The sequence below is a fragment of the Streptomyces sp. NPDC001903 genome (assembly GCF_042891345.1).
Classification (GTDB): Bacteria; Actinomycetota; Actinomycetes; order Streptomycetales; family Streptomycetaceae; genus Streptomyces.
This window is the reverse complement of record NZ_JBIASZ010000008.1, coordinates 268,678-281,009: the sequence shown is the minus strand read 5'-3', so window position 1 is coordinate 281,009 and position 12,332 is coordinate 268,678. Positions and strand designations below refer to the sequence as shown.

General features: G+C 72.2%; 11 protein-coding genes. All 11 read right to left on the bottom strand.

Features of this window, described 5'->3' with window-relative positions:
• Positions 1-83 precede the first annotated feature (83 nt).
• A complete protein-coding gene (locus ACFYZS_RS20260) occupies positions 84-1,184 on the bottom strand; it encodes a polyprenyl synthetase family protein (protein WP_389014105.1) in 1,101 nt (366 codons plus the stop codon).
• Positions 1,185-1,234: 50 nt separating this feature from the next.
• Positions 1,235-2,614: a hydroxysqualene dehydroxylase HpnE gene (hpnE, locus tag ACFYZS_RS20255; RefSeq protein WP_389014102.1), complete on the bottom strand. Its 1,380-nt coding sequence runs from the start codon at positions 2,612-2,614 to the stop codon at positions 1,235-1,237.
• Positions 2,615-2,786: 172 nt separating this feature from the next.
• Positions 2,787-3,758 carry a presqualene diphosphate synthase HpnD gene (gene hpnD / locus ACFYZS_RS20250; RefSeq protein ID WP_389014099.1) on the bottom strand — a complete coding sequence of 324 codons (972 nt, stop codon included), beginning with the start codon at positions 3,756-3,758 and terminating at the stop codon, positions 2,787-2,789.
• On the bottom strand, positions 3,755-4,690 hold the full coding sequence (hpnC, locus tag ACFYZS_RS20245) for a squalene synthase HpnC (protein ID WP_389014333.1): 936 nt from the start codon (positions 4,688-4,690) through the stop codon (positions 3,755-3,757). Before hpnC ends, hpnD begins: the two co-directional genes overlap by 4 nt.
• Positions 4,691-5,022: 332 nt before the next feature.
• A complete protein-coding gene (locus tag ACFYZS_RS20240) occupies positions 5,023-5,805 on the bottom strand; it encodes an ABC transporter ATP-binding protein (protein WP_134069770.1) in 783 nt (260 codons plus the stop codon).
• Positions 5,798-6,733, bottom strand: coding sequence for an ABC transporter permease (locus ACFYZS_RS20235; protein WP_389014096.1), 936 nt, complete (start codon positions 6,731-6,733; stop codon positions 5,798-5,800). The genes ACFYZS_RS20240 and ACFYZS_RS20235 overlap by 8 nt, the downstream gene beginning before the upstream one ends.
• A gap of 129 nt (positions 6,734-6,862) precedes the next feature.
• On the bottom strand, positions 6,863-7,744 hold the full coding sequence (locus ACFYZS_RS20230; RefSeq protein WP_389014330.1) for a glycosyltransferase family 2 protein: 882 nt from the start codon (positions 7,742-7,744) through the stop codon (positions 6,863-6,865).
• An 8-nt stretch (positions 7,745-7,752) separates the two neighbouring features.
• On the bottom strand, positions 7,753-8,532 hold the full coding sequence (locus ACFYZS_RS20225) for a CDP-alcohol phosphatidyltransferase family protein (RefSeq protein ID WP_389014093.1): 780 nt from the start codon (positions 8,530-8,532) through the stop codon (positions 7,753-7,755).
• Positions 8,510-9,571 carry an iron-containing alcohol dehydrogenase family protein gene (locus tag ACFYZS_RS20220; protein ID WP_030870806.1) on the bottom strand — a complete coding sequence of 354 codons (1,062 nt, stop codon included), beginning with the start codon at positions 9,569-9,571 and terminating at the stop codon, positions 8,510-8,512. The genes ACFYZS_RS20225 and ACFYZS_RS20220 overlap by 23 nt, the downstream gene beginning before the upstream one ends.
• Positions 9,559-10,311, bottom strand: a complete 753-nt coding sequence (locus ACFYZS_RS20215) for a sugar phosphate nucleotidyltransferase (RefSeq protein ID WP_389014089.1) — start codon at positions 10,309-10,311, stop codon at positions 9,559-9,561. The genes ACFYZS_RS20220 and ACFYZS_RS20215 overlap by 13 nt, the downstream gene beginning before the upstream one ends.
• Positions 10,308-12,089: a DUF5941 domain-containing protein gene (locus ACFYZS_RS20210; RefSeq protein ID WP_389014327.1), complete on the bottom strand. Its 1,782-nt coding sequence runs from the start codon at positions 12,087-12,089 to the stop codon at positions 10,308-10,310. Before ACFYZS_RS20210 ends, ACFYZS_RS20215 begins: the two co-directional genes overlap by 4 nt.
• Between the last annotated feature and the right edge of the window lie 243 nt (positions 12,090-12,332).

Below are 12,332 nucleotides of genomic sequence, written 5' to 3'. Positions count from 1 at the left end.
GCTGGGGTATGCCGTCGGCCGGGCGCTGCTCTCAGGCGGCGCCGGCCGGCGACTCGCGCGTCATATCCCTGCTCGGGTGGCGGTCACCTCTTGCGCACGACGACGAAGTCGGCGAGGGCGACGAGCTGTTCGCGCACCCGCTGGGGCATGTCCACGTCGTCCAGGGCGCGGATGGCGATCGCGTGCTGGCGGCGTGCCTCCTCGGCGGTCCACTCGCGCCCGCCCGCGGCCTCGATGAGCGCGGCGCGCGCCGCGAACTCCTCCTCCGAGAAGTTCTCGAAGTCGTTGCTCTTGGCGTCGGCGGCGAGCAGCTTCGCGAGTTCCTCGCAGGCGGGCCCGCCCGCCGCGAGGGCGGCGACGACCGGCAGGGACTTCTTGCGCTGGCGCAGGTCGCTCCAGGTCTGCTTGCCGGTGGCCTCCGGGTCGCCCCAGATGCCGAGGAGGTCGTCGACGGCCTGGAAGGCGAGGCCGAGGTGGTAGCCGTACTCCTCCAGCTTGTCGGCCGTACGGTCGTCGGCGCCGCCGAGCACGGCGCCGATGGAGACCGCGCAGGCCAGCAGGGCGCCGGTCTTGTTGCCCTCCATCTCCAGGCACTCCTCGACGCTGACGCGCTCGCGGTGCTCGTAGGAGATGTCCTGGGCCTGGCCGTCGATCAGCTTGCGGCTGGCGGTGGTCAGGCGGCGCGCGGCGCGGCCGGCCTCCACCGTGCCGAGCTCCAGCAGGACCTCGTTGGCGAGGGCGAACAGCGCGTCGCCGACCAGGATCGCCAGCGCCGGGCCGTGCACCTTCCACACCGTGTCGCGGTGGCGGCGCTGCTCGTCGCCGTCCATCAGGTCGTCGTGGAGCAGCGAGAAGTTGTGGACGAGCTCGACGGCGACCGCGCCCGGGATGCCGACCTCGGCCGAGGCTCCCGCCGCCTCGGCGGAGAGCAGCGCGAGGGCGGGGCGTACGGCCTTGCCGCCGTCGCCGTCGGCCGCGTTGCCCTGGGCGTCGATCCAGCCGAAGTGGTACGCGGCGACGGTGTCCATGGGCGCCGCGAGCCGGTCGACGGCGGCGCGGAGCACGGGGGTCGACAGCGCGCGGCCGCGCTCCAGGAGCGCGAGCGTGTCCGCCTTCTCGACGCCCGCCCCGGCTGCGCCGTTGCCGGCGTCCGTGTTCTCGACAGCCGGATTCCCCGGGTTCACTGGCTCTCCTCTGTGTCCTGTACGTGCTGCTGCGGTCGTGCTGGTGGTCGTCATGCCGCCTCCTGCAGGGGGTGCTCCCGGTGGCGGCCGAGTGCGGCGAGTGCGGCGTGCGCCGCGCTCAGTCCGCTGCGGACAGCGCCCTCCATGGTCGCGGGCCAACCGGTGGCGGTCCACGCACCGGCGAGGTAGAGGCCCGGCGTGTCGGTCCGCGCCCCGGGGCGCAGCCGGCCGACGCCGGGGGTGGGGGCGAACGTGGCGGTCCGCTCCCGGGTCACGAAGAAGTCCCGTACCTTGGCGCCCCGGGCGGCCGGCAGCAGCCGTTCCAGCTCGGGGAGGTACTTGGCGCGCAGCACCGAGACGGGCTCGTCGATGTCGTCCTGGGCGGCCGACTGGGAGAGCGCCAGGTACTGGCCGCCGTCGGCCAGCCCGGAGGCGTCGCTGCGGTCGAACACCCACTGGACCGGGGAGCCGAGCGCGGCGAAGAAGGGCTGCTTGAGCACCTTGCGGTCGTAGACGACGTGGACGTTGAGGATCGGCGCGGTGCCGATGTCGAGGAGCTTGTCCGGGTCGGCCAGGGCGCCGGGCGGCAGCAGGCCGTGCGCCTCGCGCTGCGGGACGGCGAGGACGACCGTGCCCGCGTCGATGGACTCGCCGTCGGTGTCGACCCGCCAGTTCCCTTCCTGCGTACGGGAGATACAGGTGACGCGGGTGCGCAGTTCGGTGCGCACGCCGGCCGCGTCGAGCTGCTTGCGGGCGAGCGTGTCGTGCAGCTCGCCGAGCGGGACGGTGGCCCAGCCGATGTCGGCGGCGCCGTTCTCGGAGAGCAGGCCCGTCTTGAAGACCATCGCGGCCAGGCCCAGCGAGGAGTGGGCGGCGGTGGCGTTGAGGGTGGCGATGCCGACGAGGTCCCACAGGGCCTCGATGGTGCGCGGGCTCTGGCCGTACCGGCCGAGCCAGGTCGCGAAGTCCACGCCGTCCAGTGCCGGATCGGCGGGGTCGAGCCGGCGCAGCGCGAGGGCGGCGCGGCCGACGGCCGCCCGCTCGGCGAGCGAGAGGTGCGGGTAGCGGGCGAGTGAGCCCGCCAGGTGCAGGGGTACGGGCAGGGCGCTGCGGCGCAGCCGGCCCAGGCGCGGGCCGGCGGGGTGGGCGACGTCGAGCACGGGGACGTCGAGCCGGTTCTGGACCGGGGCGAGGGCGGCGCCTTCGACGCGGTCGAGGAACCACCGGTAGGCGGTGCAGCAGCGCAGGTAGACGTGCTGGCCGTTGTCGACGGTGAGGTCGCCGCGCTTGAAGGAGAAGGCGAGCCCGCCGAGCCGCGGGCGGCCTTCGAGCAGGGTGACCTCCAGCCCCGCGTCGGCGAGTTCGAGCGCGGCGCTCACGCCGGCGAGCCCGCCGCCGACGACGACGGCACGCTGTTCGGTCGCGCTCATGCGGCCTCCCCCGTCGTACGCCCACTGCCCGCCGGGGCGGCCGTCCGGGCGGAGCCCGCACGGTGAGACGCGGCGGCCCGCGCCGGGGTTGCCTGCCGGCCGCGGGCCCGCGCGGCGGCCGTCGGCCTGGTGCGATGCGCCGCCGGGGTGTGCGGCGTCTGCGTCGGGCCCATCAGCTCCGCCTCCGCGTGCTCTGTCGGGAGATGGTCCGGGCGTCGAGGCCGGACAGGCCGCGCACGGCGACGTACGCCTTCTCGTGCGGGGGCAGCGAGACGCGGCCGCGGAGCACGGCCTCGGGCTCGCGCTCGATGCGGTCGAGCAGGCGCCGGTAGATGCCGGCCATGGCGGCCACGCAGGCGCCGCTGCGCCGGTCGAGCATGGGCAGCAGCCGGTAGCCCTCGACGAACAGGGCGCGGGCGCGCCGGACTTCGTGGTGGACGAGCCCGGCGAAGTCGGCTCCGGCGGGCAGCCGCTCGCTCCCGAACCCGTCCGAGCAGCCGAACTTGGCGAGGTCCTCGGAGGGCAGGTAGGTACGCCCGTTGCCGGCGTCCTCGCGGACGTCGCGCAGGATGTTGGTGAGCTGGAGGGCGAGGCCGAGGGTGTCGGCGTAGTCGCCGGCCCGCGCGGCGTCGGCCGCGCCGAGGCCGCCGGTGTGCACGGTGCCGAACACGCCGAGGGAGAGCCGCCCGATGGCCCCGGCCACGCAGCGGCAGTAGACCTTGAGGTCGTCCCAGGTCTCGTAGGTCTCGCCGCGGACGTCCATGAGGACCCCGTCGATGAGCTCGTCGAGGCCGCCGAGCGGAATCGGGAAGCGGCGGGCGGCGTGGGCGAGGGCGACGGCGACCGGGTCGGTGTCGTCCTCGTCGATCTCCTCGGCCCGGATCCGGCCGAGGAGGGAGCGGGTCTCCTCGAGCCGGGCGAACTTGGCCTCGGGGGCGAGCGTGCCGTCGCCGATGTCGTCGACGCGCCGGGAGAACGCGTACAGCGCGGACATCGCCTGCCGCTTGTCGGAGGGCAGCAGCCGGATGCCGTACGCGAAGTTGCGCGCCTGGGAGCCGGTGACGGCCTCGCAGTAGCTGTACGCCGCCAGGACCGCCGGGGACGGTGCGGACGTGTGTGCGGAACCCTCCACGGTCGGGCTCACCCCTTTCTCGGCGCTGTGCGCAGGACGGCGGCCACCTCGCGGATCAGGCCGCTCTTGGTGGGCTTGGGCGGGCCGGGAAGTACGTCGAAGCCGGCGGCGGTGACGGCTCGCAGGGCGGCACGCCCTCCTCCCACGAAGCCCGCGAGCAGCAGCCGGAGCCTGCCGTGCACGCTACCCACGAGCGGGGTGCCTTCATTCAGGAGGTCCCGGGCGCGTTCCGCCTCGAACGCGACCAGGGAGCGTACGGACGCGCCGGCGCGGTGGGCCTTCAGGTCGGTTTCGGCCACGTGGAAGCGGCGCATGTCCTCAGCCGGGAGGTAGATCCGGTCGCGGCCGAGGTCCTCCGCGACGTCCTGCACGTGCTCGACGATCTGCAGGCCGGTACAGACGGCGTCGGAGCGGCGGATCCGCTCGGGGGTGCTGGTGCCGGTGAGGGCGAGCACGAGGCGGCCGACGGGGTTCGCGGAGAGCTCGCAGTACGCGAGGAGGTCCCCGTACGTCGCGTAGCGCGTGACGCGCTGGTCCTGGCGGTTGGCTTCGATGAGCCCGAGAAAGGGCTCGGGGGTGAGGCCGTGGGCGCGGACGACGGGCCGCAGCGCCTGCAGGAGGGGGTGGCGCGGGGGGCCGCCCGGAGCGCCGAAGACGCGCCGGAGGTCGGCTTCGAGGGCGTCGAGCATGGCGAGCGGTTCGTCCGCCGCGGCCGGGTCGAGGCCCAGGAGCACCGCGTCGTGCCCGCCGGGGGCGAGGTCGCCGTCGCCGATGTCGTCGACCAGGCGGGCGTACCCGTACACCGCCATGAGGCCGTCGCGCCAGGCGCGCGGGAGGAAGGACGGGGCGACGGGGAAGTTCTCCGAGCGCGCCTTGCCGAGGGTGGCGTACGCCTGGGCTCGGGCGTCTGGGGCTGAGGGGGCCGCGTCCCGCCGTGGCCGGATACCGTGCCCGGGGGTCACCGCCCGCCGCCCGCGCGGGGGACGGCCGTAATGCCTGGGGGCCGGAGAATTCCCGTAGCCATTGCCGTCACGTCTCCCGTTCTACACTGCGGACCCAATACATCCTATTTCGGACACGCCGCCGGACTTTCCCCGGGGTACCCCAGGCCGTTCACCTGCGGGGAATCGTCCCCTCTGGCGTGATTCAGGACTGCTCCAGCTTACGCTGTACAACGCCGCGGCAGCCTCTCGGGTATTCACTCGGCTACCGAATGTCGGCCGGCATGCCGAAGCCCCCGCCGCTCGGGAGCGACGGGGGCCGGCGAGGACCGCGGTCAGGCGCTGGTCGCCTTCTCGTAGGCCGAGACGACTTCCTCGGTGGGCCCGTCCATCAGCAGTTCACCCTTCTCCAGCCACAGCACGCGGCTGCAGGTGTCGCGGATGGACTTGTTGTTGTGGCTCACCAGGAAAACGGTTCCGGCGTGCTTGCGCAGTTCGCGGATGCGCTCCTCGGAACGCACCTGGAACTTGCGGTCACCGGTGGCGAGGGCCTCGTCGATCATCAGAACGTCGTGGTCCTTGGCCGCGGCAATGGAAAAGCGCAGGCGCGCCGCCATACCGGAGGAGTACGTGCGCATCGGAAGGGAGATGAAATCCCCCTTGTCGTTGATGCCCGAGAAGTCGACGATGTCGTCGTAGCGCTCCCGGATCTGCTCCCGGCTCATTCCCATCGCGAGACCGCCGAGGACCACGTTGCGCTCACCGGTGAGGTCGTTCATCAGTGCGGCGTTGACACCCAGCAGCGAGGGCTGGCCGTCGGTGTAGACCTTGCCCGACTCGCAGGGCAGCAGGCCGGCGATGGCGCGCAGCAGGGTGGACTTGCCGGAGCCGTTGGAGCCGATGACGCCGATGGCCTCGCCGCGGTACGCCGTGAAGGAGACGCCGCGCACGGCGTGGACCCGGCGGACGCCGGGGGCATCGCCCTTGCCCCGGCGCATTATCTTGCTCAGCGCGGCGGTGGCGCTGCCCTTGCCGGAGCTGCCGGTGTTGACGCGGTAGACGATGTGCACGTCGTCGGCGATGACGGTGGGGACGTTGCCCCGGTAGTTCTCAGCCACGGCCGTAACGCTCCTCAGCCTTCCAGAAGTACACGAATCCGCCGAGGCCGATCACGACGGCCCAGCCGACGGCGAAGGCCCAGACGTGCGGCGGGAGGTTCTCCCGGCCGTAGTCGTCGATCAGCGCGAACCGGACCAGGTCCATGTAGATCGCCGCCGGGTTCCACTGGAGCACGTCCGAGACCCACGCGGGCACGTCCCTCTCCTTGAGCGCCCCGCTGATCGAGAACATGACGCCCGAGGCGTACATCCAGGTACGCGTGATGAACGGCATCAGCTGCGCGAGGTCGGGGGTCTTGGAACCCATCCGCCCGAAGACCAGCGCGAGACCGGTGTTGAAGATGAACTGCAGCGCCAGGGTCGGGATGACCAGCAGCCACGAAAGCCTCGGGTAGTTGCCGAAGCCGACCGTGACGACCACCACGACGATCATCGAGTACAGCAGCTGCTGGAGCTGCTGCATCGAGAAGGAGATCGGCAGGGAGGCGCGCGGGAAGTGCAGGGCGCGGACCAGGCCGAGGTTGCCGGGGATGGCCCGGACCCCCGCCATCAGCGAGCTCTGCGTGAAGGTGAAGACGAAGATGCCCGTCACCAGGAAGGGGATGTAGACCCCCTTCTCCATGCCCCGGCCCGCGTTCAGGATCAGGCCGAAGATCAGGTAGTACACCAGCGCGTTCAGCAGCGGGGTGGCCACCTGCCAGATCTGGCCGAGCCGCGCCTCGCTGTACTGGGCCATCAGCTTGGCCCGGGAGAACGCCATGATGAAGTGGCGCCGGTCCCAGAGCTGGCGCACGTACTCGGGCAGGGTCGGCCGGGCACCGCTGACGGACAGGCCGTACTTCCTGGCGAGCTCCGCCGGGGTCAGCCCGGCGTCTTCAGACGGCGGCTTGCTCGTGGCGAGGGCGCCATCCTGGGTTGTGTCACTCACAAGTTGAAACTTTCCGTCTTCAAGATGCGGCAGAAGGTGGCATCGGGCCTGGGGCGCTCGGCCCGTGATCATGCATGTTCCGTGACCGCGTACGTCCCGGGATCACGTATGTTCTCAGACGCGAGCCTGTCAGATGACAGGCGGTCGGCCCAGCCGGGTCAGCCGCCAGACCGTACGCCACTTCATGGGGCGCCGGGGACCGCAGGGGGTGGTCCACCCCTCCTTGAACCCGCCGAACCAGGCCTTGAGCGCCGGCCCCGAGGGCTTGCGCAGCAGCGTCAGCAGGAGCCAGACGCCCAGGTAGACCGGGACCAGCGGAGCAGGCAGGTTGCGGCGGGCGAGCCACACCCGGTTACGAGCCACCATACGGTGGTAGACCGCGTGCCGGGAGGGGGCGGTCGTCGGATGCAGCAGCACCATGTCCGCCCGGTAGTCGATCAACCACCCTGCGTCGAGCGCCCGCCAGGCGAGGTCGGTCTCCTCGTGCGCGTAGAAGAACTCTCCCGGCAAGGCTCCGACCTGCTTGAACACCGAGGTGCGGACGGCGTTGGCGCCGCCCAGGAAGGTGGTCACGCGGGAGGAGCGCATCGGGTCGGAGGCGCGCAACCGGGGCACGTGCCGGCGCTGGGTCTCGCCGGACTCCGGATCGGCGATCCGGAAGCTGACGATCCCGAGCCGGGGGTCCTCGGCGAAGGCCTGCCGGCACAGCTCGGCGGTGTCGGTGCGCTCCAGCAGCCCGTCGTCGTCGAGGAAGAGCAGGGCGTCGACCTCGCTGCCGCCGGGGCCGAAGGCCTCGATGCCGACGTTGCGGCCGCCGGGGATGCCCAGGTTCTCGGGCAGCTCGACCACGCGCAGGCCCGGCAGCGAACCCTCCAGACCGGGGAGCCGGACGCCCTGGCCCACGACGACGACCTCGACCGGGTCGCCCTCCTGGCGGGCCACGGAGTCGAGCAGCGCCTTGAGCTCGTCGGGGCGGTTGCCCATGGTGATGATCACGGCGCCCAGCCGCATCGGCGTCGTCACTTGAGCCTGCTGGAGGCCAGGATCGACACCAGGTGCAGCACCGTCTGGAGCATCGCGATGCCGGCCAGCACGGCCACGCCGAGCCGGGAGAAGTACAGGTCGCCGCGGACCTGGTCCAAGACCGCCAGCAGCAGGATGAGCAGCGAGGCCTCGATGCCGAGGACGAGCCGGTGGAACTTGAGCGCGGACGCGGCCCGGCGGGCCAGCGCCATGCCGGAGGAGCGCGGCTCGGCGGCGGCCTCGGCGACGGGTTCCTTGCCCGTCTGGTGCCGGGCGACGCCGACCAGGTCGGTCTCGGCCTTGATCAGGATGGCGCCGAGGGCCGCGAGGGTGCCCAGGAAGGCCCACAGCCAGTCGATCCGCCCGGTGCCCCACAGGTCGCTGGCGCGCAGGCCGAAGCCGACGAGGACGGCCGCGTCGCACAGGTAGGCGCCGACCCGGTCCAGGTACACGCCGGACAGCGAGTACTGCTTCTTCCAGCGGGCGACCTCGCCGTCGACGCAGTCGAGCAGCAGGTACAGCTGGACGCAGACCACGCCGAGTACGGCGCCCCAGATGCCCGGCACGAGCAGTGCCGGGGCCGCCAGGACACCGGCGAGGGTCATCAGGTAGGTCAGCTGGTTGGGCGTGACCTTGGTGTTCACCAGGACCCGGGTGATGCGCAGGGAGATCTCGCGCATGTAGAGGCGACCGCCCCAGTGCTCGCCACTGCGCCGGTCCTTGACGCCCGGCGGGTGAACGACGGGCCGGAGTTCAGCTACGGATGGTCTTGGCATAGTCGGCGTAAGCGTCCCTGATCTCGGCTGTGGACAGATTGAGGTGCTCCAGGATCGTGAAGCGTCCCGGACGGGTCTGGGGGGCGTACTCGACGGCCGCGACGAACTCGTCCACGCTGAACCCGATCTCGGCGGGCAGTACGGGCAGCCCGTGGCCGCGCAGCGACTCGACGAACAGTCCGGCCTGCTCGTCGGCGCCGCGCAGGAACATCGCGAAGGCGGCGCCGAGGCCGACCTGCTCGCCGTGGAGCGCGGAGCGGCCCGGGTAGAGCAGGTCGAAGGCGTGGCTGATCTCGTGGCAGGCGCCGGAGGCCGGCCGGGTGTCCCCGCTGATCGACATGGCGATGCCGGTGAGCACCAGGGACTCGGCGAGGACGGTGAGGAACGTGTCGTCGCCGCAGCCGCCGGGGTGGCGCAGGACGGCCTCGCCCGCGGTACGGGCCATGGCGGCGGCCAGGCCGTCCACGGGCTCCCCGGTGATCTTGTGCGAGAGCTCCCAGTCGGCGATGGCCGAGATGTTGGAGAGCGCGTCGCCGATGCCGGAGCGGACGAACCGCACCGGGGCGTCGCGGATCACGTCGAGGTCGATGACCATCGCGATCGGCGTGGGCACACCGTAGGAGCCGCGGCCGTTGTCGTTGTCCAGCGTGGCCACGGGCGAGCAGATGCCGTCGTGCGCCAGGTTGGTGGCGACGGCCACCATGGGCAGCCCGACCCGCGCCGCGGCGTACTTCGCCACGTCGATGATCTTGCCGCCGCCCAGGCCGACGACGGCGTCGTAGCGACGGCCCTTTATGTCGTCGGCCAGCTTGACGGCGGAGTCGATCGTGCCGTCGGCGACCGGGTACCAGTCGGCGTGCGGCAGTACGGGCTCCAGCTTGGAGCGCAGCAGCTGGCCGGAGCCGCCGCTGATCGCGATCGCCAGCTTGCCGGACGCCGAGATCCGCTGGTCGGCCAGGAGGCCGGCCAGGTCGTCCATGGCGCCGCGGCTGATGTCGACGACGACCGGGGAGGGGATGAGCCTCGTCAGTACTGGCATGCGATCGTCCGGCCCTTGGCGAGGTCGTCGTGGTTGTCGATCTCGACCCACTTGACGTCGCCGATGGGGGCCACGTCGATGACGAAGCCGTCGTTGACGAGCTGCTGGTAGCCGTCCTCGTAGTACAGGTCGGGGTCGCGCTCGAAGGTGGTCTTCAGCGCCTCGGCGAGGGCCTCGGCGGCCTCCGGCTCGATGAGGGTGACACCGATGTACTCGCCGGTGGCGTCGGAGGGCTCCATGAGCTTGGTGATCTTCTGCACGCCCTTGGCGCCGTCGACCACGACCTTCATCTCCTCGTCGGCCAGGCTCTTGACCGTGTCGAGGGCGAGGATGATCTTCTGGCCGTTGCCGCGGGCGCCGAGCAGGGTCCGCTCGACGGAGACGGGGTGGACGGTGTCGCCGTTGGCGAGGATCACACCCTGCTTCAGGACGTCACGCGCGCACCACAGGGAGTAGGCGTTGTTCCACTCCTCGGCCTTGTCGTTGTCGATCAGCGTGATCTTGACCCCGTACTTGGCCTCCAGGGCCTCGCGGCGCTCGTACACGGCCTCCTTGCGGTAGCCGACGACGATCGCGACCTCGGTGAGGCCGACCTCGGCGAAGTTGCCGAGGGTGAGGTCCAGCACGGTCAGGCTGTCCTCGGCGCCTTCGGGACCGACGGGCACGAGGGCCTTGGGCAGGGTGTCGGTGTAGGGACGCAGGCGGCGTCCGGCACCGGCAGCGAGTACAAGGCCGATCATGCTGGTTCTCCTTCGTCATGTACGGCGGGTGCCCCGGAGGAGACCCAGAAGCGGATGCTCTCCACGAGCACCACGAGTGCCACGAACACGGCCAGGGCCGTGAGCGCGACGGGGAAGTCGGCGGCGCGCGTCGCCAGGGCGGAGGCCAGGACCGCGGTCAGCAGGACCCGGCCCTCGTGACCGCCGATCGTCCACACCAGCCACCGCGGGGGCGCGCCCGATCCACCGCGGATGCGGTAGACCGTGTCGTAGTGATGGTAGGCGACCGCCGCGACCAGTCCGAATGCCGCGGGAAGGGCCCCGGGCACGTCCGCCTTGGCGGCGAGGATCAGCACGGTGGTGTACTCGGCGGCCCGGAAGACGGGCGGGACGAGCCAGTCGAGGGCGCCCTTGAGGGGGCGGGCGACGGCCGCTCCGGCCAGCACGGCGTAGAAGACGGCGGCGATGACCACCTGGCGGGCGCCGAACTCGTACGCCCAGGCCGTCCACAGCAGGGCCACCGAGCCGATCACGGCGGCGGCGATCGCGGCCCCGGGCGCCATCCGGCCCACGAGACGGCCCGCGAGCTCGGCGACCGGGCCGGAGTCGGCGAGGTCGGCCAGTGCCCGGGCGGCCCGGTCGGTGCGCTCGGCCTTGCGCGTCAGCGAGCGCAGCACGCGGCCGGCGGTGGTGTAGAGGGCGCCGAAGGCGCAGCCGATGAGCAGGGCGTAGAAGACGATCCGGGGGGTGGTGGCCGCGGTGAGCACGGCGATCATGGCCCAGCGCTCGCCGATCGGCAGGATGATCATCCGCCGGATCCAGACCGTCCAGCCCACGCTGTCGAGCTTGTCGGACAGGGCCGCCGTCGGGCTCGTGTTCGCCGTGGCGTCGTGGTTGGCCTCGTTGAAGGCGAAGTCCACGACGTGGCGGCAGGTCATGAGGATCATCGCGCCGAGCGCGAGGGCCCACACGTCGTCGCCGTTCCTGGCGGCGCCGAGCGCGAGGCCCGCGTAGAAGGAGTACTCCTTCGCGCGGTCGAAGGTGGCGTCGAGCCAGGCGCCCATCGTCGAGTACTGGAGCGAGTAGCGGGCGAGCTGCCCGTCCGTGCAGTCCAGGACGAAGGAGACGAGGAGCAGCACGCCGGCCGCGACGTAGCCGCCGCGCTCGCCGGTGGCGGCGCAGCCGGCCGCGATCAGCGCGGTGATCAGCGAGGCGGTGGTGACCTGGTTCGGGGTCAGGCCGCGGCGCGCGCACCAGCGGGCGATGTAGCGCGAGTACGGGCTGATGAAGAAGGTGGTGAAGAACCCGTCGCGGGACTTCACGGCGGTGCGCAGGCGTACGGCCTCGTCGTCCACGGCGGCGACGGCGGCGTCCGCCGCGGCGCGCTCGGCCTCGGTGGCGGGGACGGCGGCGACCAGGGTGCCGAGCTCGGGGTGCTGGACGGCGGTCCCGGCGGCCTCGACGGCGGCGGCGAGCCGGTCCGCGTACGGGCCGTCGCCCTCCGCCGGGAGGGCCGCGGCCTTGTCCAGGGCCGCGCGGGCGGCCGGCTGGACGGCGAAGGCGCCGGTCACGGCGCAGGCGTCGAAGCGCGGGTCGGTCAGCGCGAGCCGCAGGGCGTGGACGTGTCCGACGAAGGCGCTGTCGACGACGGCGACGCGCTGGTCGGCGGGTACGCCGGCCAGCGCCGCGGCTGCCTCTTCGGGGCCGGCGGCCGGGCGGACGTCGAAGCCGAGGGAGCGCAGCCCGTCGGTGAGCGGTGATCCGGGGACCGGCAGGCCGGTGAGGATGACGGTCGACAGACGGACTCACTCCTTGCAGCGAACACTGGACGGGCGCCCCGGCGGGGGCGGCGGCACGTCGGCAGAGGCTATCGGATGAATGGAAGCGGGGGTTCACCACCCGTTTACTCCCCGATAAGCCGAATATTCCGGGGCTTCCGGCCCCGGCGCGATCATCATTGACGATCACGGCGAGATACCACAAACCCGGGGAGCGGGGGTGCTCCGCCCCCGCCGCTTACCACGCCCCAAGGGCGGACATGC

Excerpts from the sequence above, each read along its gene's own strand:
- hpnE (WP_389014102.1), bottom strand. The coding sequence starts at position 2,614 with ATGAGCGCGACCGAACAGCGTGCCGTCGTCGTCGGCGGCGGGCTCGCC.
- ACFYZS_RS20230 (WP_389014330.1), bottom strand. The coding sequence starts at position 7,744 with ATGCGGCTGGGCGCCGTGATCATCACCATGGGCAACCGCCCCGACGAG.
- ACFYZS_RS20225 (WP_389014093.1), bottom strand. The coding sequence starts at position 8,532 with ATGCCAAGACCATCCGTAGCTGAACTCCGGCCCGTCGTTCACCCGCCG.
- ACFYZS_RS20220 (WP_030870806.1), bottom strand. The coding sequence starts at position 9,571 with ATGCCAGTACTGACGAGGCTCATCCCCTCCCCGGTCGTCGTCGACATC.
- ACFYZS_RS20215 (WP_389014089.1), bottom strand. The coding sequence starts at position 10,311 with ATGATCGGCCTTGTACTCGCTGCCGGTGCCGGACGCCGCCTGCGTCCC.